19 protein-coding genes and 2 pseudogenes are annotated in these 22,598 nt (G+C 53.2%); 2 read left to right on the forward strand and 19 right to left on the reverse strand.

Translation table 11 applies throughout. From position 1 onward, the window contains the following. Window position 1: 1 nt before the first annotated feature. The 3 genes from mutT to secM form a co-directional block, all read right to left on the reverse strand. Window positions 2-397, reverse strand: a complete 396-nt coding sequence (mutT, locus tag AB3G37_RS21070; RefSeq protein WP_037377308.1) for an 8-oxo-dGTP diphosphatase MutT — start codon at window positions 395-397, stop codon at window positions 2-4. A 79-nt stretch (window positions 398-476) separates the two neighbouring features. Next, the gene (gene secA / locus AB3G37_RS21075) at window positions 477-3,194 is read right to left on the reverse strand and encodes a preprotein translocase subunit SecA (protein ID WP_009634683.1); all 2,718 of its coding nucleotides are present in this window, start codon (window positions 3,192-3,194) and stop codon (window positions 477-479) included. Window positions 3,195-3,333: 139 nt separating this feature from the next. Continuing rightward, window positions 3,334-3,867 (reverse strand): secA translation cis-regulator SecM, encoded by a 534-nt coding sequence (gene secM, locus AB3G37_RS21080; protein WP_037377278.1) that lies wholly within the window; start codon window positions 3,865-3,867, stop codon window positions 3,334-3,336. A gap of 28 nt (window positions 3,868-3,895) precedes the next feature. Between secM and AB3G37_RS21085 the strand changes: the two are divergent. Together AB3G37_RS21085 and AB3G37_RS21090 are read left to right on the forward strand one after the other, a co-directional pair. Continuing rightward, window positions 3,896-4,226: pseudogene (locus tag AB3G37_RS21085) on the forward strand (DUF721 domain-containing protein); the annotation flags it as partial. 71 nt (window positions 4,227-4,297) lie between these two features. Further along, a pseudogene (locus tag AB3G37_RS21090) lies at window positions 4,298-4,441 on the forward strand (DUF721 domain-containing protein); the annotation flags it as partial. A 12-nt stretch (window positions 4,442-4,453) separates the two neighbouring features. On the opposite strand, the gene lpxC reads toward AB3G37_RS21090, so the two are convergent. The 16 genes from lpxC to mraZ form a co-directional block, all read right to left on the reverse strand. Further along, a complete protein-coding gene (gene lpxC, locus AB3G37_RS21095) occupies window positions 4,454-5,371 on the reverse strand; it encodes a UDP-3-O-acyl-N-acetylglucosamine deacetylase (RefSeq protein WP_009634686.1) in 918 nt (305 codons plus the stop codon). A 111-nt stretch (window positions 5,372-5,482) separates the two neighbouring features. Next, window positions 5,483-6,637, reverse strand: a complete 1,155-nt coding sequence (gene ftsZ, locus AB3G37_RS21100) for a cell division protein FtsZ (RefSeq protein WP_009634687.1) — start codon at window positions 6,635-6,637, stop codon at window positions 5,483-5,485. 72 nt (window positions 6,638-6,709) lie between these two features. Next, window positions 6,710-7,966 carry a cell division protein FtsA gene (gene ftsA, locus AB3G37_RS21105; protein WP_009634688.1) on the reverse strand — a complete coding sequence of 419 codons (1,257 nt, stop codon included), beginning with the start codon at window positions 7,964-7,966 and terminating at the stop codon, window positions 6,710-6,712. After that, window positions 7,963-8,853: a cell division protein FtsQ gene (gene ftsQ / locus AB3G37_RS21110; RefSeq protein ID WP_369789000.1), complete on the reverse strand. Its 891-nt coding sequence runs from the start codon at window positions 8,851-8,853 to the stop codon at window positions 7,963-7,965. The genes ftsA and ftsQ overlap by 4 nt, the downstream gene beginning before the upstream one ends. Window position 8,854: 1 nt before the next feature. After that, a complete protein-coding gene (locus tag AB3G37_RS21115; protein ID WP_369789001.1) occupies window positions 8,855-9,784 on the reverse strand; it encodes a D-alanine--D-alanine ligase in 930 nt (309 codons plus the stop codon). Further along, a complete protein-coding gene (gene murC / locus AB3G37_RS21120; RefSeq protein ID WP_009634691.1) occupies window positions 9,777-11,252 on the reverse strand; it encodes a UDP-N-acetylmuramate--L-alanine ligase in 1,476 nt (491 codons plus the stop codon). The genes AB3G37_RS21115 and murC overlap by 8 nt, the downstream gene beginning before the upstream one ends. A gap of 61 nt (window positions 11,253-11,313) precedes the next feature. Next, complete coding sequence (murG, locus tag AB3G37_RS21125) at window positions 11,314-12,381, reverse strand: undecaprenyldiphospho-muramoylpentapeptide beta-N-acetylglucosaminyltransferase (RefSeq protein ID WP_009634693.1); 1,068 nt, start codon at window positions 12,379-12,381, stop codon at window positions 11,314-11,316. Next, window positions 12,378-13,532, reverse strand: coding sequence for a cell division protein FtsW (ftsW, locus tag AB3G37_RS21130; RefSeq protein WP_369699975.1), 1,155 nt, complete (start codon window positions 13,530-13,532; stop codon window positions 12,378-12,380). Before ftsW ends, murG begins: the two co-directional genes overlap by 4 nt. A 65-nt stretch (window positions 13,533-13,597) precedes the next feature. Then, window positions 13,598-14,914 carry a UDP-N-acetylmuramoyl-L-alanine--D-glutamate ligase gene (murD, locus tag AB3G37_RS21135; RefSeq protein WP_009634695.1) on the reverse strand — a complete coding sequence of 439 codons (1,317 nt, stop codon included), beginning with the start codon at window positions 14,912-14,914 and terminating at the stop codon, window positions 13,598-13,600. A 2-nt stretch (window positions 14,915-14,916) separates the two neighbouring features. After that, window positions 14,917-15,999, reverse strand: coding sequence for a phospho-N-acetylmuramoyl-pentapeptide-transferase (gene mraY, locus AB3G37_RS21140; RefSeq protein WP_009634696.1), 1,083 nt, complete (start codon window positions 15,997-15,999; stop codon window positions 14,917-14,919). Further along, window positions 15,993-17,354 (reverse strand): UDP-N-acetylmuramoyl-tripeptide--D-alanyl-D-alanine ligase, encoded by a 1,362-nt coding sequence (murF, locus tag AB3G37_RS21145; RefSeq protein WP_369789002.1) that lies wholly within the window; start codon window positions 17,352-17,354, stop codon window positions 15,993-15,995. The genes mraY and murF overlap by 7 nt, the downstream gene beginning before the upstream one ends. Next, the gene (murE, locus tag AB3G37_RS21150) at window positions 17,351-18,838 is read right to left on the reverse strand and encodes a UDP-N-acetylmuramoyl-L-alanyl-D-glutamate--2,6-diaminopimelate ligase (RefSeq protein ID WP_369789003.1); all 1,488 of its coding nucleotides are present in this window, start codon (window positions 18,836-18,838) and stop codon (window positions 17,351-17,353) included. Before murE ends, murF begins: the two co-directional genes overlap by 4 nt. Then, window positions 18,825-20,588 carry a peptidoglycan glycosyltransferase FtsI gene (locus AB3G37_RS21155; RefSeq protein ID WP_009634699.1) on the reverse strand — a complete coding sequence of 588 codons (1,764 nt, stop codon included), beginning with the start codon at window positions 20,586-20,588 and terminating at the stop codon, window positions 18,825-18,827. Before AB3G37_RS21155 ends, murE begins: the two co-directional genes overlap by 14 nt. Before the next feature lie 55 nt (window positions 20,589-20,643). Continuing rightward, window positions 20,644-20,964, reverse strand: a complete 321-nt coding sequence (gene ftsL, locus AB3G37_RS21160; protein WP_009634700.1) for a cell division protein FtsL — start codon at window positions 20,962-20,964, stop codon at window positions 20,644-20,646. Continuing rightward, a complete protein-coding gene (rsmH, locus tag AB3G37_RS21165; RefSeq protein ID WP_009634701.1) occupies window positions 20,964-21,902 on the reverse strand; it encodes a 16S rRNA (cytosine(1402)-N(4))-methyltransferase RsmH in 939 nt (312 codons plus the stop codon). The genes ftsL and rsmH overlap by 1 nt, the downstream gene beginning before the upstream one ends. A 2-nt stretch (window positions 21,903-21,904) precedes the next feature. After that, window positions 21,905-22,363 (reverse strand): division/cell wall cluster transcriptional repressor MraZ, encoded by a 459-nt coding sequence (gene mraZ, locus AB3G37_RS21170; protein WP_009634702.1) that lies wholly within the window; start codon window positions 22,361-22,363, stop codon window positions 21,905-21,907. Between the last annotated feature and the right edge of the window lie 235 nt (window positions 22,364-22,598).

Raw genomic sequence — 22,598 nt, forward strand, 5'->3', positions numbered from 1 at the left:
TTCAAATCTCGCCTTTTTGCAATGCGATTACGATTTCGGCGTTGGCCGGTGGAAAGTCACTTTCTTTGAGTTCACTTTGCGCAACCCAACGCATTGGCTGCCCTTCTTTGCCATAGGGCTCACCGCTCCATTGCTCTACGATGAAGAAATGCAGATTTACAATGCGGTCTGGGAAGGTGTGTTGCAAAGTACGAATCAGCACCGGATGGCGGGTGTCGATACCGACTTCTTCCTGTAGTTCGCGGACCAGCGCTTCAACAGGAGTTTCACCGCTTTCGATTTTACCGCCCGGAAATTCCCAAAATCCAGCCATGTGTGATGAAGGGTCTCGCAGGGTAAGAAAGATCTCTTTCTGTGCATTGCGAATGATCCCTACCGCGATATTCCGTTGTTTCAGAGTCACTGTTTACACCTCAAAAGTAAGGGCGGTGATTAGCCGCCCCTGTGTATCATTTATTGCTTGCTGCCAAGAGCAATTAGCTCTGCAGACGGCCGTGGCACTGTTTGTATTTCTTACCTGAACCGCATGGGCAAGGATCGTTTCGGCTCACTTTGCGATCAGCGGCCGCCGGGCTGCCTGCGGTTGGCGACAGTTCCTCTTCGAGAGAGGCAACGTGGCTCAGCTGTTGCTGCTGTGCCAGACGCTCGGCTTCTTCACGGCGGTGCTCTTCCATGGCCTCAACTTCTTCAGGCATACGCACCTGAACCTTGCTCAATACGCTAACCACTTCATATTTCAGTGATTCAAGCATTGATGCAAACATTGCGAAGGATTCACGCTTGTACTCTTGCTTAGGATCCTTCTGCGCATAGCCACGCAGATGGATACCCTGACGCAGGTAGTCCATCGCTGCAAGATGCTCTTTCCACAGGGAATCGAGGGTCTGTAGCATCACACCTTTCTCGAAGTTGCGCATCATGTCGATGCCAACCACTTCTTCTTTGCTGGAGTAAGAATCTTTGGCGATTTGCAAAATACGCTCGCGCAGAGTCTCTTCATGAAGTTCAGGCTCTTTATCCAGCCATTCCTTGATAGGCATCTCCAGTTCGAAGTCGTTCTTCAGGCGCTCTTGCAGGCCTTCAACATCCCACATTTCTTCCAGAGACTGTGGTGGAATGCAGCTGTCGATAGTGCTTTTGAACACGTCTTCACGGATGCTGGCGATGGTTTCGCTCACGTCGCTAACATCCAGTAGTTCGTTACGCTGCGAGTAAATTGCGCGACGCTGGTCGTTGGCTACATCATCGTACTCAAGCAGTTGTTTACGAATGTCATAGTTACGGCTTTCAACTTTACGCTGTGCGTTGGCAATAGCCTTGGTCACCCACGGGTGCTCGATAGCTTCGCCCGGTTTCATACCCAGTTTACGCATCATGTTGGCAACGCGATCGGATGCGAAGATACGCATCAGCTGGTCTTCCATAGACAGGTAGAAGCGGGATGAACCGGCATCACCCTGACGCCCCGCACGGCCGCGCAGCTGGTTATCGATACGACGCGATTCGTGACGCTCGGTACCAATGATGTGTAAACCGCCGGAAACCAGAACCGCTTCGTGACGGATGTTCCAGGCTTCTTTGATGCTGGCGATTTGCTCTGCCGTTGCATCTTCACCCAGATTTTCGATTTCAACCTGCCAGCTACCGCCCAGCACGATATCAGTACCGCGACCGGCCATGTTGGTTGCAATGGTCACGCGGCTAGGCTGACCGGCCTGCGCAACGATATCTGCTTCTTTAGCGTGGAACTTGGCGTTTAGAACGCTGTGTTCGATACCGGCCTTGGTCAGCTCGTGAGAAACCACTTCAGACTTCTCAATCGACGCGGTACCGACCAGAATTGGCTGGCCGTTGGCGCTGCGAACTTTGATGTCTTCAATGATAGCGCCAATTTTTTCCATTTCGGTCATGTAGACCAGGTCTGGCAAATCTTTACGCTGCATTGGGCGGTTGGTTGGCACCACGATGGTATCAAGCTTGTAGATGGTGCTGAATTCAAACGCTTCGGTGTCAGCAGTACCCGTCATACCGGCCAGTTTTTCGTACAGGCGGAAGTAGTTCTGGAAAGTGATGGACGCCAGTGTCTGGTTTTCGTTTTGAATATCAACGTGCTCTTTGGCTTCAACGGCCTGATGCAGGCCGTCTGACCAACGGCGGCCCTGCATGGTACGGCCAGTGTGTTCATCAACAATGATGACTTCGCCGTCTTTCACGATGTAGTCAACGTCACGGGTGAACAGCACATGGGCACGCAGCGCGGCGGTCACATGGTGCATCAGCATGATGTTGCCTGGGGAATAGAGCGACTCGCCCTCTTCCATGATGCCTGCTTCAGCCAGCAACTCTTCAATCAGGATCAGACCGCGTTCAGTCAGGTGAACTTGACGTGCTTTTTCGTCCACAGAAAAGTGGCCTTCGCCCTGGAAGGAGTCGGAGTCTTCTTTTTCCTGACGGATCAGTTTAGGGATCAGTTTGTCTACGCGAATATACATCTCTGAGCTATCTTCGGCCGGACCGGAGATGATCAGTGGAGTACGGGCTTCATCGATTAAGATTGAGTCAACCTCATCCACCAGCGCGTAGTGCAATTGACGCTGCACGCGTTCTTCAATGCTGAACGCCATGTTATCACGCAGATAGTCAAAGCCGTATTCGTTGTTGGTGCCGTAAGTGATGTCCGCAGCGTACGCTTCACGCTTGGCCGGTGCTGGCATGTTTGGCAGGTTGATACCTACGGTCAGGCCAAGAAATTCAAACAGCGGGCGGTTATTTTCGGCGTCACGTTGCGCCAGATAGTCGTTGACGGTAACAACGTGAACACCCTTGCCGCTCAGCGCATTCAAGTAAGCTGGCAGGGTTGCGGTCAACGTTTTACCTTCACCGGTACGCATTTCCGCGATACAGCGTTCGTTCAGTACCATACCACCGAGCAGCTGCACGTCGAAGTGACGCATGCCGAACACACGATCGCTCGATTCTCGAACCACTGCAAAAGCTTCCGGGATTAAAGATTCGAGCTCTTCGCCCTTGGCAAGACGCGCACGGAATTCGTCAGTTTTAGCACGCAGTTGTTCGTCGCTGAGTGCCTTGATTTCAGGCTCGAGGCGGTTAACCTGGTCAACCACTTTGCGCATACGGCGCAGAGTACGATCGTTACGGCTACCAAATACTTTGGTCAAAATTTTGCTGAACATAATTCTTGATTTCTCGTTAAGCCACTCTCGGCGGCTACTATTTATGTTGAAACTTTGGGTCTTGCCGGCGCAGTTAATAGGCTTATGACTTACTTACTGGCGCAATAAAAAACGGCAGAGATCACTTCAGGAATGACAATCAAACAAGAGAGAGTTTTGGACCGGCGCGCGTACCCAGAACTTGTGCGATCCACAATCCAGGTTGGTATTGATTGGAAGCCGTGAGCAGCGTTTGCTGAGTACCACGGATAATAACGGGAGGTTTTGCCTCATGGGTCAGCAGCGAGTTAAGCGTAACCAGCAAGGCGAGTTGTTGCACGTGCAGCGGTTCAGCATCGGCTGAAACGGCGGTGTGCGTCACAACATTATAGGTAACAACCTGTGGGGCGAGTGCAAAAGAAAGATGACGAATGACGGTGCGTAGCGCATGCTGCTGCCAATAGTCGACGCCTAACGAGGCACGACGATTACCCTGCAGCCATGCCAAATTGGTCAGCCCGCGGTTGCCGATATTTAAACGGTTTAGACTTGGCGAGGTATTGGTTACACTGGCCAACTCAGTTTGTGAAAGATTCGTCGACACGCCAAGGCTAGCCGCGACCATCCCCAATAGGAGATGCGGCCAAAAATACCTTCTGCCAAATTGTCGCCAACGATTTAGAATACCAATCACAAGTTTTACAATCCGCCGGAGCTCGTCAATGCGTAACAGCCGCCCACAATTATTAGATATCCTGTTCGATGACGCTACCGCTGCCGGGCAAAGCCCTCTGCGCGTAGTTCAACAACGTGCGGCCGCATTACTCAAGCTCAATCGCGCTGTCAAAAGTCTGCTACCGACCCAAATGCAACCGTGGTGCCGGGTGGGTAATTATCGCCAGGGTGTATTGGTGCTAGAGATAGCAAATGCCAGTTGGATGATGCGGTTACGTTATGAACAACCGGCGCTTCTCTCTGCACTTCGAGCGCAAATACTACCATCATTGTCTTCAATCGACATCAGGATTAATCCATCGTTGATGGCGAAAGTGGAAAGCATTGCACAGAAAAATGAAAATTCTGCTCGAGAATATGAAAAAACGGGAATATCAAAAGGACCCTTGCCGCCAGTAAGGCAACTGAGTAAACAAAGCGCAGAAGAATTACGACAGTTGGCGAGCCGAAGCCCTGAGAAACTTAGAAAGGCATTAGAACGACTGGCTGAAATGGCCGGAGAGGGTGCCAAGACAACCAGTCGTAATAAGTAATATCGATACCGATTAAGCGAATACGGTAGATGGGGCTCTAAATGCCACTGGCACTTCAGCTTCATCCTGGAAGGTTACATATTCCCAGGCTTCCTGCTTGGCCAATACCGCTTGCAGTAACTTATTGTTCAACGCGTGGCCTGACTTAAAGGTACAAACTGCACCAATAATATTGTGGCCGCACATGAACAAGTCACCGATGCCGTCCAGCATTTTGTGACGAACGAATTCATCTTCAAAACGCAGACCGTCTTCGTTAAGCACGCGGTAATCATCAACAACAATCGCGCAATCAAAGCTGCCACCCAGGCACAATCCACGTGACTGCAAATACTCGATATCACGTACAAATCCGAAGGTTCGGGCTCTGCTGATCTGGCGAACAAAGGACTCTGCCGAGAACTCTAACTGAAAACGCTTGGCGTCACCTTCGATAGCCGGGTGGTTGAAGTCGATAGTCCAGTCCAAATGGAAACCGTTGTAAGGTCTCATTTCGGCCCACTTATCGCCATCTTCAACACGCACGGTTTCTTTGATGCGCAGGAATTTCTTCGCGCTATTCAGGAGCTCGATGCCTGCGTCCATCAACAGATAGACGAAAGGCGCGGCGCTGCCATCCATAATCGGAATCTCAGGCGCATTAACTTCGATAATAATATTATCGATGCCAAGACCTGCAAGTGCCGCATTAAGGTGTTCAACCGTAGAAATACGCACGTCATGCTCATTAACCAGGCAAGTACAGAGCATGGTATCACGCACGGATTTTGCATCTGCCGGAAAATCAACCGGTGGATTCAAGTCAGTGCGACGATAGATGACCCCGGTGTTAGCCGGCGCTGGTCGCAAGGTCAGGGTCACTTTCTTACCGGTATGTAAACCGACACCCGTCGCCTGAACGATACGTTTTAATGTACGTTGTTTGATCATCGTTTTTATCTCGCAATGTTATCCATCCAACCGGCTTAAGTTTACCTTAAGACCGGCGAGACAGTATAGCACAAAGAGCGGAGATCCCAACTTTAGGACAATTCGTTTAACTTAGTCCGCCTGCTTGCGCAGGAACGCCGGAATGTCCAGATAGTCTGGCTCTTTGTTTGATTGCGTACCTGGATCGTTAACCACTTTGGCAGCTGGCTTGTTTTCCTGCGGCAGCGGCGACATGCCGTGCTGCTGGTAACGGTGATCCATTACTGGCTGGCTGGCAGGTTTATTGGTCACCAGAGTGATTTCAGGACGTTTGTCCATGCCAATACCTGTTGCTACCACAGTAACACGCAATTCGTCGTTCATTTCCGGGTCAAGGGAAGTACCGATAACTACCGTTGCGTTATCAGAGGCGAAAGCACGGATAGTGTTACCCACGGTTTCAAACTCATCCAGACGCAGGTCGAAGCCAGCGGTAATGTTGACCAGCACGCCGCGCGCGCCAGACAGGTCGATATCTTCCAGCAGCGGGCTGGAGATCGCCATTTCGGCGGCTTCTTCAGCGCGATCTTCACCACAGGCCACACCAGAACCCATCATCGCGTAGCCCATTTCGGACATCACTGTGCGCACGTCGGCAAAGTCGACGTTCATCAGGCCTGGACGGGTGATCAGCTCGGCAATACCCTGAACTGCGCCTTTAAGCACGTCGTTGGCCGCACCGAAAGCGTCGAGCAGAGAAATACCGCGACCCAGAACTTTAAGTAACTTGTCGTTCGGGATAGTGATCAATGAGTCAACGTGCTTTGAAAGCTCGGCAATACCCTGCTCCGCAAACGCCATACGCTTCTTGCCTTCAAAGTTGAAAGGCTTAGTCACTACAGCTACGGTCAGAATACCTAAATCTTTTGCAACTTCAGCAACCACAGGCGCTGCACCAGTACCGGTACCGCCACCCATACCTGCCGCGATGAACACCATATCGGCGCCTTCGAGTGCAACTCGCAGGGCTTCACGGTCTTCTTCAGCAGAATTGCGACCCACTTCCGGGTTCGCACCAGCACCCAGACCTTTGGTAATACCGCTACCAATCTGGATTGTCTGGCCTACTGCCGTCTTACGCAACGCCTGAGCGTCGGTATTAACGGCAAAGAATTCAACACCTTCGATGCGCTCACGCACCATGTGCTCGACAGCGTTGCCACCGCCACCGCCGACGCCGATGACTTTAATCACCGCGTCGTTGGTCAGTTCCATAGGTTCAAACATAGTTTCTCTCCGTTTTGTGCCTGTCGCTTCGGGATCACCAATACACTTCACTATGATCCCGTTGTTGAAACATTAAAACTCTTTTCTCAGCCAACTGTTGATTCTTTTGAACCAATTGCCCACTGAGGCGCGTTTTTCCACTTCTGCCTCACCGCTGAGGTGAGACTCTTTACCATAGTGCAGTAGCCCTACAGCGGTTGAGTAGTAAGGTTCCTGCGCATAGTCTGTCAGCCCGGTAATGTTCAAAGGTTGACCAATTCGCACCTGGGTATGGAATACCCTTTGTGCACAAGCTGCCAGACCATCGATTTGTGCTGCACCACCGGTTAATACAATACCGGCGGCCAGATGGTGTTTTACGCCCTGTTGGCGTAACTGTTCCTGCAATTGCAGAATCTCGTCATTGACCAGATTCAACAACTCCGTGTAACGCGGTTCGATTACCTCTGCGAGGGTCTGACGCTGCAGGCTGCGCGGTGGGCGTCCACCTACGCTTGGCACTTCGACGTTTTCGTCTTTGCCAACAATCGAACCCAGCGCACAACCGTGACGAACTTTAATCGCTTCTGCGTCGGTCGGTGGAGTACCAAAGGCGTAGGCGATATCACTGGTCACCACGTTACCCGCATACGGGATAACCTTAGTATGACGCAGTGCGCCGCCAGTATAAACGGCTATATCCATGGTACCGCCGCCGATATCTACGACACAAACGCCTAGCTCACGTTCGTCTTCAGTCAGTACTGCATAACTTGCAGCCAAACCGGCAAATATCAGCTGGTCAACCTTCAGACCACAGCGTTCAACCGCTTTGACGATATTTTTGGCCATGTCGTTATGACAGGTAATCAGATGAACTTTAGCCTGCATGCGCACGCCAGAAAGTCCGACCGGATTCTTGATGCCTTCCTGATAATCGATGGCGTATTCCTGAGGAATAACGTGCAGAACGCGGTGTTCGTCGCGTACGCGTACCGATTTGGCGGTATGAACCACGTTCTCTACATCTTCCTGCGTAACTTCCTCTTCCGAAATAGGAACCATCCCTATTTCATTCTGACAACTGATATGTTTACCAGACAAAGCAAGGTAAACAGAGGAAATTTGGCAATCTGCCATCAATTCGGCCTGATCAATCGCGCGCTGAACGCATTTCACGACTGATTCGAGGTCGTTTACTCCACCCTTGTCCATGCCTCTGGACGGGCAGCTTCCCACTCCGATAATGTTGACCATGCCATCGGGCAGAACTTCCCCTACCAGTGCAGCGACTTTTGCTGTACCGATCTCCAGCCCAACTACCAGTTTTCTGTCCGTCGACTTGATCATTGTTGTTTAGCCTGTGCCTGATTCTGATTTCTGTTGTTTTGCTGACCGTCTTTTTGTCCATCACTGCCAGCCGGGTCGATAAACGCTGGAGCCCAACCTACCGCAGCACCGCTTTCATAACGTAAATCAACATAACTGATGCGTTTCTTATCGGCGTCCGCCTGCTGTTGCAGACGAGGATAAAGCTCGATAAAACGCTGCAAACGTCCGTTGCGATCGTCACGCCCCAAATCAATGCGGATATCGTCATCCAGCGTAATCTGCCATGAGTGACGTGCCGTCATTGAGACTGACTTGACCGCGAACTTCCCTACAGAAGACGCTGACGCCAGCTGTTGGCTCATGGTCTGATAACCTTGCAAAACATCCTGTTCACTGCCTTCCGGGCCATACAACAGCGGCATTTTCTGTTTGGCTACGCGCTCGGCCGGAATGCTGAACGATTTGCCGTCGACATCAACCATGTGCAAATCATTCCAGTGCGCCACTGGCACATACTCCACCAGATGTATCTTCAATTCGTTCGGCCACTGCTTGCGCACGCTGACCTGTTTAATCCACGGCAGACGTTCTATCTGCTGCTGAATAATGTTTACGTCCTGAGTCATAAAGGTGCCAGGCTCGCCCAGCGACAATATAGACTGCCGGATATCGTCGTTGGTGGTGTAATGGCGATCGCCAGTCACTACCAGTTCAGACAGCGGAAGACGCTTGGCATCGTCCATCCAGCTCAGCACCGCCCAGGCACTCCAGCCGATAGTTGCCAATACCAGCAGCAGGAAGAACATTCCCGCCAGCTGTCCACCGTTACTGCGGCGGCCTTGACTTTGGCTTTGGCTATCAGCCTTCGTCGCACGCTCTCGTGCATTTAGGGCAGCTTGAGACATATCAGTCAGCGAGCTCCAGAATGCGGGCTACCAGCTGCGGGAAACTCAGTCCCGCCTGTTTGGCCGCCATCGGCACCAAACTGTGGCTGGTCATGCCGGGTGATGTATTAACTTCAAGCAAATTGAAGTTGCCTTCGCTGTCCTGCATGACATCAACACGCCCCCAGCCGCTGCAATCCAGCGCGCGGTAGGCCTGTAAAGCCAAGTCTGCCAACTCTTGTTCCTGCTGAGCATCGAGGCCGCTTGGGCAAAAATATTGCGTCTCGTCGGAAATATATTTCGCCTGATAATCATAAAAAATACCAGCTGGCTGGATGCGAATAGACGGCATCACCTGGTCGCCCACAATCGCTACGGTATATTCAGGACCGCTTAACCATTTTTCGATCAGCAGGTCGTCGTCGTGAAGAAATGCTTCTTCCAGCGCAGGCAGCAATTCTTCCGGCGCATTGACCTTACTCATGCCAACGCTGGAACCTTCACGGCTTGGCTTGACTATCAACGGAAGACCCAGTGCGGTAATCTTCTCGCTCAAAGCGCCCTGCCCTGCCCCGGCCAGATCTTTTTTGTTTAATGCGACAAACGGTGAAACGGGCAGTCCCAGCGCTTCCCACACCAGCTTGGTGCGAAATTTATCCATGGTCAGCGCCGAAGCCATCACGCCACTGCCGGTATAGGGCAGGTCGAGATGCTCAAGAACGCCCTGAAGCGTGCCGTCTTCTCCACCGCGGCCGTGCAGCGCGATAAACACCTTGCCGTACCCTTCATCTTTAAGACGAGTGACGGCAAACGTTTTGGTATCAAGGGCGTGAGCATCAATACCTGATTCACGCAGGCCGGCCAGCACTGCTGCACCTGACTGCAGTGAAACTTCGCGTTCGGCTGAAGAACCGCCAAACAGCACGGCGACTTTAGTATTGGCATTAGACATAGTGCTCATCTCCCTTCTTGGCCGCCTGCAACTTTTGGTCGGCCAGTTTGCGAGCGACCTTGCCGATATTGCCGGCACCCTGAACCAGGATCAGGTCGTTGGCGTCGAGGATGGGTGCCAAAATGCCCGGCACGGCGTCAATATCAGAAACCAGAATCGGGTCAAGCTTGCCGCGCGCACGGATGGTGCGACACAGCGAACGGCTGTCTGCGCCCGGAATTGGCGCTTCACCTGCCGGATAAACGTCGAGCATCACCAGCAAATCTACCTGTGACAGCACATTGGCGAAATCGTCGTATAAATCACGAGTACGCGTATAACGGTGCGGCTGGAACACCATCACCAGACGTCTGTCTTCCCAACCGGCACGCGCGGCTTTGATAGTCGCGTCAACTTCGGTCGGATGGTGGCCGTAGTCATCAACCAGCATTGCGCTGCCGCTTTTGCCGTTAACATTGTCCAGCGGATACTCGCCCAGGAAGTCAAAGCGGCGTCCAGTACCCTGGAAACCAGCCAGCGCGGTCAGGATCGCGTCGTCGCTGATATCTTCGTCGGTAGCCACGGCAATCGCCGCAGCCGCGTTCAGCGCATTGTGACGACCCGGTGCATTAAGCATCACGTCCATCGGGGTCTTGTCCTGGCGGCGCACGGTAAAGTGCCCTTGAGAACCGACCTGACGATAATCTTCAATAAACACGTCGGCATCTTCGCTAAAGCCATAAGTCGTTACGTGGCGACCTACGCGCGGCAGCAACTCGCGGATAACCGGATCATCGATACACATCACCGCACGGCCGTAGAATGGCAAATTGTGCAGGAAGTTAATAAATGTCTGCTTGAGGATCTCAAAGTCACCCTGATAAGTGTCCATGTGATCCGCTTCGATGTTGGTCACAATTGCCACCATCGGCTGTAAATGCAGGAAAGACGCATCGCTTTCATCTGCTTCGGCAATCAGGAATCTGCTGGAACCAAGACGCGCGTGCGTGCCTGCTGCTTTAACCAGGCCGCCGTTAACGAAAGTCGGATCCAGTCCAGCCTCGGCGTAAATACTGGTCACCATCGCGGTAGTCGTGGTTTTACCGTGCGTACCAGCCACTGCAATCCCGTGACGGAAACGCATCAGTTCGGCCAGCATCTCGGCGCGGCGAATAACCGGAATACGCGCTTCTCGTGCTGCGATAAGCTCCGGGTTGTCGGCAGAAATGGCGGTTGAGACCACCACAACGCTGGCATCCAGCACGTTTTCAGGACGGTGATTAAAGTAAATCGTTGCCCCAAGAGCGGACAATTGCTGCGTTACCGGATTCGGAGCCAGGTCTGATCCACTAATCTGGTAGCCTTCATTGGCCAACACTTCGGCGATACCACCCATGCCGGCACCACCGATGCCAACAAAGTGTATGTGCCGGACGCGATGCATCTCGGGCACGAAGGTACGCAGTTTCGCCAATTGTTGTGTATTCACGTTTCTCATAAACCTTTGTTAATCGGACTGACGGCGTTCATGCTGCCGTCACTCACTGTTTTCATTTATTACTTGCCGCTACCACTTCAGCGGCAACGCGTTCGGTCGCATCCGGGATAGCCGCCGCGCGAGCGTTACGGGCCATCTCTAACAGACTCTGACGATCCCAACCGGCCAGAAGGTCTGCAACAGCACCGGCGTTAAAATCTTTTTGCTCGATAATCTTTGCGGCACCGGCTTTTTCAAGCGGCAACGCGTTCCAATACTGCTGGCGATCCTTGTGCTGGAAGGGCACAAAAATGGCCGGTAAACCTGCGGCGGCAATTTCGCTGACGGTCAACGCACCGGAACGGCACACCACCACATCGGCCCAGGCGTAGGCTTGCGCCATGTCATCTATAAACTCGGTCACTTTATGCTGCGTTTGACCGGCCTGTTGATACGCCTCATTTACCTGCTCCAGCGCGCCTTTACCGACCTGATGCCAGATAGTCACGCGATCGCCCAGGATGGCGGCAATTTTTGGCATCGCCTGATTTAAAACCCGCGCGCCCTGGCTGCCGCCAACCACTAGAATTCTGATTTGACCTTCACGACCGGCAAAACGTTCATCGGGCAACGGTAACGCCAGCACATCGGTACGCACCGGATTCCCCACGACTGCCGCGTTCGGGAACGCACCGGGAAACGCCTGCAATACCGTTTTGGCAATGCGTGACAGCCAGCGGTTGGTCAGTCCGGCAATACCATTTTGTTCATGTAAAACTACCGGAATACCGCATGACCAGGCGGCCAAACCGCCAGGACCTGAAACATATCCGCCCATCCCCAGTACCACATCAGGCTTGAAGCGACGCATGATAGCCTTCGCCTGCCGCCACGCATGATATATGCGAATCGGGGCCGTAAGTTGCGCTTTCAGACCTTTCCCACGCAATCCGGCAATTTTAATGAAATCTATTTCAATTCCGTGTTTTGGAACTAGGTCAGCTTCCATGCGGTCGGCAGTGCCTAACCAGCGAACTTCCCAGCCTTGCGCTATTAAATGATGAGCCACTGCCAGTCCGGGAAAAACATGACCACCGGTACCGCCTGCCATCACCATCAAACGCTTGGTCTTGCCACTCATCGGGCACTCCTTACAAACGCCTGCGCTTTCGCCATCCGCGTTTCATAATCTATTCGTAGCAACAGCGTTAACGCGGTCGACATAATCAGCAAACTTGAACCACCGTAGCTTATCAGCGGCAATGTCAGACCTTTGGTCGGTAACATCCCCGCTGCAGCACCCACGTTTACCAGAGCCTGGAAGCTTATCCATACGCCGATTGAGCAGGCCAGAAAGCCGGAAAAACGCTGGTCAATCTCCAGCGCGCGACGGCCAATGGACATGGCGCGAAAAGCGACGAAGAATACCATTAACAGCACTAAAACCACACCGAAATAGCCGAGTTCTTCACCTAAAATGGAGAAGATAAAGTCGGTGTGTGCTTCAGGCAAATATTCGAGTTTTTGTACTGAGTTTCCAAGGCCTTGCCCCCAAAACTCGCCACGACCAAATGCCATTAAAGACTGCGTTAACTGGTAGCCGCTGCCGAACGGATCGGCCCATGGGTTCCAGAACGATGTTACGCGGCGCATACGATAAGGTTCAGTGACAACCAGCAGTGAAACCGCGAACAGTCCAGAACCGATAATCGCCAGAAACTGCCACAGCTTGGCACCGGCTAAAAACAGCATCGCCAGCGTGGTTACGAACAGCACGATTACGGTACCGAGGTCCGGCTGTAACAGCAGCAATACTGCCAGCACCACCATCACGCCCATCGGTTTGCAGAAGCCCCAGAAGTTGCTTCGTACCTCATCAACCTTACGCACCAGATAGCTGGCGAGATAGCAAAACAGCGACAGCTTGGAGAACTCGGCTGGCTGAATACGCAACGGCCCCAGAGATATCCAGCGCGATGCACCGTTGATCGAGCTACCCACGCCCAGCACGATAACCAGCATGATGATTGAGGCAAACAGCAGAACGTTGCTGTATTTCTGCCATACCATCATCGGGATACGCAGGGTAATCAGCCCAATAATAAAGGCCAGCACCAGATAGATTGCGTCACGCTTGGCAAACATAAACGGATCGTTTGCCAGACGCTGGCCGATTGGCATGGAGGCCGAGGTCACCATGACGAAGCCGATAATTGCCAGCCCAAAAGTCATCCACATCAGCGTGCGGTCATAGAGAACCAGTGTCAGGCTTTCGTTCTCTTTGGCACCCATCACCCAGTCGTTGGCTTTATTGCCAAATCCTCGAAGCAGGCCAAATCCAGGAAGTCGAATACGCATCAGCCAAGCTCCTTAGCTAGAGCGGTAAATACGTCGCCACGCTGTTCAAAGTTTTTGAACTGATCCAGACTGGCACAGGCTGGCGATAGCAACACCAAATCCCCGGATTGCACTTTGCCGGCGATATCTCGCATTGCCTGCTCCATTGTCTCGAACAGTGAAGATATCTCGGGACGTAAATCAGCCAGCTCGCCGCCATCATGACCAAAGCAGTACAGGCGAATCTTGTCGCCGCTCAGATAGGGCAACAGCGGGGTGAAATCCGCAGACTTGCCGTCCCCGCCCAGCAGTAAATGCAGCGTGCCTTCAACCTGCAAGCCGTTTAAAGCCGCCTCGGTGCTGCCGACGTTGGTGGCTTTTGAATCGTTAATCCAGCGCACGCCGTTGTGTACCAGCGCAACCTGAAAACGGTGAGCCAGACCGGTGAAGGTGGACAACGCCTTGAGGCTGGATGCCTGAGGAATACCCACCGCATCGGCCAAAGCCAGCGCTGCCAGCGCATTGGTATAGTTATGTCGACCCGTCAGCGGCATCTCGGCGGTATTAAAGATCCGTTCGCCACGCACTCGCAGCCAAATTTCGCTTTGCTGGCGCGTAAGATGATAATCACCGACATCAGCGCCAAAGCTCACGCAGCGCTTATCTGCACCGCGAATTGGCATGGTCAGCGCATCATCGGCATTGACGACGCACAGTTTGGCGTTTTCATAAACTTTAAGTTTCGCCGCGCGGTACTGCTGCAGGCCAAACGGGTAACGGTCCATGTGGTCTTCGGTGACATTTAAAATAGTCGCTGCCGCCGCGTGCAGACTGTGGGTGGTTTCCAGCTGGAAGCTGGACAGCTCGAGCACGAACAGTTGATAGTCATGACCAAGCATACTCAGCACCGGTAAACCAATATTGCCGCCTACGCCGACCTGCCATCCTGCTGCCTTGCCCATTTCCCCCACCAGACTGGTGACGGTGCTTTTGCCGTTGGAACCCGTGATCGCCACAATCGGCACGGTCACTTCACGGCAGAACAGCTCGATATCGCCGACAATTTCCACACCGGCTTCGGACGCTGCGCTCAGAGCAGGCGTGGCAAGCGCCATACCCGGACTCGCGACGATCAAATCCGCCTCCATCAGCCAGTCTTCATTCAAAGAGCCTAAATGGCGCTCGATATTGGCCGACAGCTTGTCGAGTCCCGGCGGACTGACACGGGTATCGATAACACGCGGCGTAACGCCCCGTGATACAAAGAAATCAACACAGGAAAGGCCGGTAAGCCCCAGCCCGATGATGACCACTTTTTTACCCTGATAGTCAGTCATAATTAGCGCACCTTCAGCGTCGCCAGGCCAATCAGCACCAGCATCAGCGAAATAATCCAGAAACGCACAATCACGCGAGGTTCCGGCCAGCCTTTAAGCTCATAGTGGTGATGAATTGGCGCCATACGGAAAATACGCTGGCCGCGCAGCTTAAAGGACCCTACCTGCAAAATAACCGACAGCGTTTCAACCACGAACACGCCGCCCATAATCAGTAACAAGAACTCCTGACGCAACAGTACGGCGATGGTGCCCAGAGCTCCGCCCAGCGCCAGAGAACCGACGTCACCCATGAATACCTGCGCCGGATAGGTGTTAAACCACAAGAACCCGAGGCCTGCACCGACAATTGCCGTACAGACAATGACCAGCTCGCCCGCATGGCGCAGATAAGGAATATGCAGATAGTTGGCGAAGTTCATGTTGCCAGTCGCCCACGCTACCAGTGCAAAGCCAGCCGCTACGAACACCGTTGGCATAATCGCCAGCCCGTCCAGACCGTCGGTGAGGTTCACCGCGTTGCTGGTACCGACAATCACGAAATAGCTCAAAAGGATGTACAGCAGTCCCAGCTGCGGCATGATGTCTTTGAAGAACGGCACCACCAGCTCAGTGGCTGGCGTGTCTTTGCCCACGGTGTACATCACGAAGGCAACCACCAGGGCAATCACCGACTGCCAGAAGTATTTCCAGCGAGCAATCAGGCCTTTGGTATCTTTGCGCACCACTTTGCGATAGTCATCGACAAAGCCAACCACGCCGTAACCTACCAGCACGAACAGCACGCACCAGACGTAAGGGTTTGATGGATAAGCCCACATCAGCACCGAAACGGTAATTGAGAACAGGATCAGCACTCCACCCATGGTAGGCGTGCCGCGCTTACTAAAATGTGACTCCGGGCCGTCATGACGCACGACCTGGCCTATCTGCAATTTTTGCAAATAGGTAATCAGACGCGGCCCCATCCAAAGCGAAATGAACAGAGCCGTCAGCAGGCTGACAATGGCGCGAAACGTCAGATACGAAAAGACGTTAAAGCCGGAATAATATTTGACCAAGTGCTCGGCCAGCCAAACTAACATGTTGCATTCTCCTGTAACGCCCGTACTACCTGCTCCATCGCGGCACTACGTGAACCTTTAATTAAAACGGTAATTACCGCGTGTTCAGATAACAAGCTGGCCAAACGGGCAGTTACAGCCGCTTTATCCTGAAGGTGTTCGCCGCAGCCACTGGCATCGCTAATTGCGCGACTGTCATGACCGACGGTTAATACTTTATCGATACCGGCAATGCGGATAGCTTCGCCGACCTGACGATGGCAAGCCTCGCTTTCATCGCCCAGCTCTGCCATGTCGCCCAGCGCCATCACGGTATAACCCGGCATTTCTGCCAGAGTTTGCGCAGCGGCGGTCATCGACCCCACATTGGCGTTGTAGCTGTCGTCGAGCAAAATTTTGCCTTCCGCCAGTGCTATCGGATACAAACGACCTTTCACCGCCTGCAACGTGGCCAAACCTTCGCGGATTGCTTCGAGCGTGGCATCCACAGACAATGCCAGAGCCGCGGCGGCCAATGCATTCGCCACATTGTGACGACCTGGCAATGGCAGACTGATATCAATTTTTCCGGCCGGAGAATGCAGCGTAAAGGTGGTTTTTTCTGCCCCAACCTGCACATTGCTGGCGTAGAAATCGACACCGTCAGCCTGTTCCGGAGAGAAACGCCACACGGTTTTATTACCGATATGCGCCTGCCAGTGAGGCCAGTCATTATTGTCGGCGTTGAGGATTGCGACACCGTCGGCTGGCAGTCCTTCAAAAATTTCACCCTTGGCTTTCGCCACGCCAGCCAGTGATCCAAAGCCTTCGAGATGGGCCGCAGACAGGTTATTCACCAGCGCGGTCTGCGGACGAGTAAGATCGGTGGTATAGGCAATTTCGCCCTGATGATTAGCCCCCAGCTCGACCACGGCGAAATCGTATTCCGGGGTCAGTCGCAGCAGGGTCAACGGCACGCCAATATCATTATTAAAGTTGCCCGCGGTGTAGAGTACATTGCCGCATTGGCGAAGGATCGCCGCCGTCATCTCTTTCACCGAGGTTTTACCGGAAGAACCCGTCAGTGCAACCACGCGAGCAGGCACCTGCCGGCGAACCCAGGCACCGAGTTTCCCCAGGGCAATGCGCGTATCGGCCACCACTAGCTGTGGGGCATCCAAAGCAAGACGCCTGCTGACAATCAGCGCGGCAGCCCCGGATTTAATGGCATCGGCAGCAAAGTCGTGGGCATCAAATTTTTCGCCTTGCAGGGCGATAAACAGACAGCCCGGCGTAATCTGGCGCGTATCGGTGGTGACCGCTTCAATTTGCGTGTCGGTGCCAATCAGCTCGGCCGCCAATACTTCGGTGAGTTTTTGCAGGGAAACCGGGATCATGCGACCACCCCCAGCAAACGAGCGGCAGTGACGCGATCCGAATAATCGAATCGTTGATTGCCGACCAATTGGTAGTCTTCATGGCCTTTACCGGCTATCAGCACGACGTCGTTTTCACCCGCCTGCATTATTGCGCTGGTCACGGCTTCGGCTCTGCCAGGGACAGCCAGCGCACGGCCAGCATCCAGCAAGCCGGAAAGAATGTCATTGATGATAGCGCGAGGATCTTCGCTGCGCGGGTTGTCGTCGGTAATGACCACGCGATCGGCGTACTGCTCGGCAATGCCGCCCATCAGCGGACGTTTACCCTTGTCGCGATCGCCGCCACAACCAAACACACACCAAAGCTGGCCGGTACAGTGCAGGCGAGCCGCCGCCAGCGCTTTTTCCAACGCGTCAGGGGTGTGAGCATAATCGACCACCACGGTTGGACGGCCTGGCGCATGGAACACTTCCATACGGCCACAAACCGGCTGCAACTGCGGCGCGGTTTGCAGTAGCTCGTCAAAGGAATATCCCAGAGACAGCAGCGTACCGAGCGCAACCAGTAGATTGCTGACATTGAACGCGCCCATCAGGCGGCTTTCAAGAATGCCTTTACCCCAGCTGGAATCCAGCTCGACGGTGGCACCTTTATCGTGATAATTCACGCTGCTGGCCGATAACCAGCGACCTTTCCAGCCTGCTGGCAGTTTATTTTCCATGCTGACCGCAACGGCGTCGGGCAATTGTGCCAGCCAACGTTGCCCGACGGTATCATCAGCATTAATAATCTTTTGGTCACTATTATGAGTCGAGAACAGCTGCCATTTCGCTTCTTCATAGTTTTGCATATCACCGTGATAATCCAGATGATCGCGGCTCAGGTTAGTGAACGCAGCCGCAGCAAATGGCAAAGCGGCAACGCGGTGCTGCACCAGGCCGTGTGAAGAAACTTCCATCGCAGCGAAGGTCGCGCCCTGCTGCACTAAATCACGCAGGATTTGCTGGACCTGAACTGCAGAACCGGTAGTGTTTTCCGCCGGAACCACATGATTGAGTAAACCATTGCCTACTGTTCCCATTACCGCGCTGGTTTCGCCCAGCATCTGCGACCACTGCGCCAACAGCTGGGTGGTGGTGGTTTTACCGTTAGTGCCGGTTACACCGACCAGACGCAATGCGGCACCCGGCTGCTGGTAAAAACGACCGGCAATCTCGGACAACAGCAGGTTTAAATTTTGCAGATAAATCACGGGCACGCCGTGCTTCACGCTGATAGAGCCGTGTTCGGCCTGCCCTTGCGCTTCTGCTACTACCGCACTTACACCTTGCGCAATAGCCTGAGGAATATAGTGACGGCCATCACTGGTATGGCCTGAAATCGCGACAAACAGATCACCGGCAGCCGCAATGCGACTGTCGAGAGCCATGTCTTTGAGCACCGTTTGCGGGGCATCACTCACCCACGGAGCCAGGAGGTCGCGTAAATTACGATCTGTCACCTGAAGCCTCTTTTTGATTATTGACTATGTCATTGCCTACGTCCGTCGGTAAGGCATCCGGCTCGATATTCATCGTGCGCAATACGCCGCCCATAATGGCGCCGAATACTGGTGCAGAGACCGCACCCCCGTAGTATTTTCCGCCCTGAGGATCGTTAATCACTACCACCAGCGCAAAACGCGGATTACTGGCTGGCGCGACGCCCGCCGTGTAAGCAATGTATTTATTCACGTATTTACCGTCCGGTCCGACTTTCTTGGCAGTACCGGTTTTGATGGCAATGCGATAGCCCTTGATTGCGGCTTTCACACCGCCGCCTCCAGGAAGGGCAACACTTTCCATCATTCGAACCACGGTACGCACCAGAGGTTCAGGAAATACGCGTTCGCCGGAAACCGGCGGATCAACTTTGGTAATCGACAGCGGACGGGCAATGCCCATGCTGCCAATCGTTGCATAGACTCGCGCTAGCTGGAGAGGTGTCACCATTAGCCCGTAGCCGAAAGAGAAGGTGGCCCTCTCTATGTCAGACCACCGTTGTTTTTTTGGATATAAGCCACTGCTTTCCCCAACCAGTCCCAAATTGGTGGGTTTACCCAGCCCAAAGCGCGAGTAAGTGTCTACAAGCTCTGAGGACGGCATCGCTAACGCCAGTCTGGAAACACCAACGTTACTCGACTTCTGGAGGATACCCGTAACCGAAAGCTCCGGATATCTGGCCACGTCCTTGATTTCATGGCCATTAATGCGGTATGGCATCGTATTTAATACGCTATTTTCCTTGACGACACCCTGTTTCAGCGCAGTCATTACCACCATCGGTTTAACCGTTGAACCCGGCTCGAAGATGTCGGTAATAGCGCGGTTACGCATGGTGTCTTTTGGCGTATCAGCCATATTATTCGGGTTATAGGACGGGCTGTTGGCCATTGCCAGCACTTCACCGGTCTGCACATCGACCAATACCGCCGTGCCTGATTCGGCTTTGTTGAAAGCCACGGCATTGTTCAATTCACGATAAACCAGCGCCTGCAAACGTTCATCAATGCTGAGCATCAGGTTGTGCGCGGCCTGACTGTCTACCGAAGAGATATCTTCAATCACGCGACCATGGCGGTCTTTACGCACGGTTCGCTCGCCCGCTTTACCCGTCAGCCAGCGATCAAAACTTTTCTCGACGCCCTCAATGCCTTCGCCATCAATGTTAGTCACGCCAATAACGTGCGATGTAACCTGGCCGGCGGGATAGTAGCGACGGGATTCCTGGCGCAGGAAAATACCCGGAAGTTTGAGCTTGCCGATGTATTCGCCAATCGCTGGATTCACCTGGCGCGCCAGATAGACAAAGCGGCCACTCGGATTGGCATTCACTTTTGAGGTCAGTTGGTCGATGGGAGTGTTCAGAGCATCGGCCAGCGCTTTCCAGCGGCTGTCGCCGGTAATGCCGCCGTGCTCGTTAACTTCTTTCGGGTCGGCCCAGATAGCGTTAACAGGAACGCTCACCGCCAGCGGACGGCCCGAGCGGTCACTGATCATGCCACGCGAGGTTGGAATGGTTTGCACGCGAAGAGAGCGCATATCGCCCTCTCTCACCAGCTTGCCGGGGTTGATCACCTGGAGATAGGCAACGCGCGATAACAGTCCGGCCAGTGCCAGAAGAATACCGCCACACAGCAACGCAAAACGCCAGCTTATAAAGCTGGCTTTATCTTCCTGACGCTTAAACTTTGCGGCACCGGTCGCTTTCATCTGTCGCTTGTCATCTCCATGAGCAAATTGCCTTAAGCCTTATTGCCGAATTAATTTATTGCTGCACTACGATGGTTTCCTGTGAGGGGTCAACGTGTTGCATTTGCAATTTTTCGGTCGCGATACGTTCTACCCGGCTGTGATCGCCGAGGGCGTTCTCTTCAAGGATCAGGTTGCGCCATTCAATATCCAGCGCATCTTTTTCAAGCACCAGTTGTTCCCTCTGGGCTGTCAGTAATCGCGTTTTATGCGATACGGTAACGACTGCCATGGCACTGACCAAACTGGAGATCAGCAGGATCATGGGAATTTTTCCGTGGCGCAGGATGTCGCCAAAAATAACTCCCACCAAACCATGACGCTCGTTGCCTATCATTACGCGGTCCTCGCGGCAAAACGCAGTACTGAGCTACGTGCTCTAGGGTTTTCAGCCACCTCAGCCTCAGAAGGCATCATCTTGCCTAAAGATTTGAGGGTCCGACCACCAAGGCTTTGTAGCTGAGCTTCAGTCATCGGGATACCCGCTGGCACCTGCGGCCCACGGCTGTGCTGGCGAATAAATCGTTTCACAATTCGGTCTTCCAGCGAATGGAAGCTGATCACTGACAAACGGCCATCCGGTGCTAAAACTTCATGTGCTCCGTCCAGCGCGCGCTCGATCTCTTCGAGTTCGCTGTTGATATAAATACGTATTGCCTGGAAGCTGCGCGTTGCCGGATGCTTGTGCTTCTCACGAAACGGTGACGCATTGGCAATCAGGTCGGCCAGCTCCTTGGTGCGGGTCATTGGCTGTTCGCGATTGCGGTCAACAATGGCGCGGGCAATGCGTTTGGCAAAACGTTCTTCGCCGAAAGTCTTCAAAACCCAGGCAATATCGTCGGCTTCGGCTTTCATCAGCCATTCAGCAGCTGAATATCCTCGGCTTGGATCCATGCGCATATCCAATGGTCCATCGCGCATGAAAGAGAAACCGCGCTCAGGATCGTCCAACTGCGGCGAGGAGACGCCCAAATCCAGCAATACTCCGTCGATCTTGCCTGCTAATTCGCGTTCGTGAACATATTGTGCAAGGTCGGAAAACGGGCCATGGACAATTGAGAAACGTGGATCATCAATCGCTTTGGCGGCTTCGATCGCCTGTGGATCGCGATCGATTGCCAGCAGTCGCCCTTCCGGCCCCAGCTGTGACAAAATCAGTCGCGAATGACCGCCGCGACCAAAGGTTCCATCGATGTAAATACCGTCTGGGCGAATATTCAGCCCGTTTACGGCTTCATCCAATAACACGGATGTGTGTTTGTAATTTTCAAGCATGCTTATAATGACAAGTCCTGTAATCTCTCGGAAAGTGGTTCGCGAGACGATTGTTCAGCGTCAATGTCTTCCTTAACTTGTTGATACCAGGTCTGTTCATCCCACAATTCAAACTTGTTGAATTGCCCAACCAGCATCACTTCTTTGGCCAGCCCGGCGTGCTGCCGCAATGTGTTTGCGATAAGCAGGCGCCCGGCGTTATCCATCTGACATTCACTTGCATGACCCAGTAATAAACGCTGTATGCGGCGTTCTACCGGATTCATGCTCGACAGACGGGACAATTTTTGTTCAATAACTTCCCACTCAGGCAGGGTGTAAAGGAGCAGGCATGGGTGATGGAGATCGATGGTGCAAACCATCTGACCTTGCGACTCTTCGCTCAGCAAATCCCGATATCGGGTGGGTACGGCAAGCCGCCCTTTGCTGTCGAGGTTAACCATCGTTGCCCCACGGAACATACCTGAGCTACCCCTCAATGACCCTTTTCACCACTTTACACCACAAATTCCCACTTGAAGGAGTTTACGGATGGTTTTAAAACCTTGTCAAGCCAGAGAGGCCAAGGTTTCTGAATATTTACAGGCAATAAGTTGAGCAAAAACCGGTGAACTGTGTTTTTAACCAGAGGGATTAAAAAATAACGTCATGATTAGTTGAGGAAATTTCATTTAAATAATAATAATGCTCAAAAAG

It is taken from the genome of Rouxiella sp. WC2420 (assembly GCF_041200025.1).
Classification (GTDB): domain Bacteria; phylum Pseudomonadota; class Gammaproteobacteria; order Enterobacterales; family Enterobacteriaceae; genus Rouxiella.

Coding starts and splice junctions, on each gene's coding strand:
- secA (WP_009634683.1), bottom strand. CDS start 3,194: ATGTTCAGCAAAATTTTGACCAAAGTATTTGGTAGCCGTAACGATCGT.
- lpxC (WP_009634686.1), bottom strand. CDS start 5,371: ATGATCAAACAACGTACATTAAAACGTATCGTTCAGGCGACGGGTGTC.
- ftsZ (WP_009634687.1), bottom strand. CDS start 6,637: ATGTTTGAACCTATGGAACTGACCAACGACGCGGTGATTAAAGTCATC.
- ftsA (WP_009634688.1), bottom strand. CDS start 7,966: ATGATCAAGTCGACGGACAGAAAACTGGTAGTTGGGCTGGAGATCGGT.
- ftsQ (WP_369789000.1), bottom strand. CDS start 8,853: ATGTCTCAAGCTGCCCTAAATGCACGAGAGCGTGCGACGAAGGCTGAT.
- AB3G37_RS21115 (WP_369789001.1), bottom strand. CDS start 9,784: ATGTCTAATGCCAATACTAAAGTCGCCGTGCTGTTTGGCGGTTCTTCA.
- murG (WP_009634693.1), bottom strand. CDS start 12,381: ATGAGTGGCAAGACCAAGCGTTTGATGGTGATGGCAGGCGGTACCGGT.
- ftsW (WP_369699975.1), bottom strand. CDS start 13,532: ATGGGTGCCAAAGAGAACGAAAGCCTGACACTGGTTCTCTATGACCGC.
- murD (WP_009634695.1), bottom strand. CDS start 14,914: ATGACTGACTATCAGGGTAAAAAAGTGGTCATCATCGGGCTGGGGCTT.
- mraY (WP_009634696.1), bottom strand. CDS start 15,999: ATGTTAGTTTGGCTGGCCGAGCACTTGGTCAAATATTATTCCGGCTTT.
- murF (WP_369789002.1), bottom strand. CDS start 17,354: ATGATCCCGGTTTCCCTGCAAAAACTCACCGAAGTATTGGCGGCCGAG.
- AB3G37_RS21155 (WP_009634699.1), bottom strand. CDS start 20,588: ATGAAAGCGACCGGTGCCGCAAAGTTTAAGCGTCAGGAAGATAAAGCC.
- ftsL (WP_009634700.1), bottom strand. CDS start 20,964: ATGATAGGCAACGAGCGTCATGGTTTGGTGGGAGTTATTTTTGGCGAC.
- rsmH (WP_009634701.1), bottom strand. CDS start 21,902: ATGCTTGAAAATTACAAACACACATCCGTGTTATTGGATGAAGCCGTA.
- mraZ (WP_009634702.1), bottom strand. CDS start 22,363: ATGTTCCGTGGGGCAACGATGGTTAACCTCGACAGCAAAGGGCGGCTT.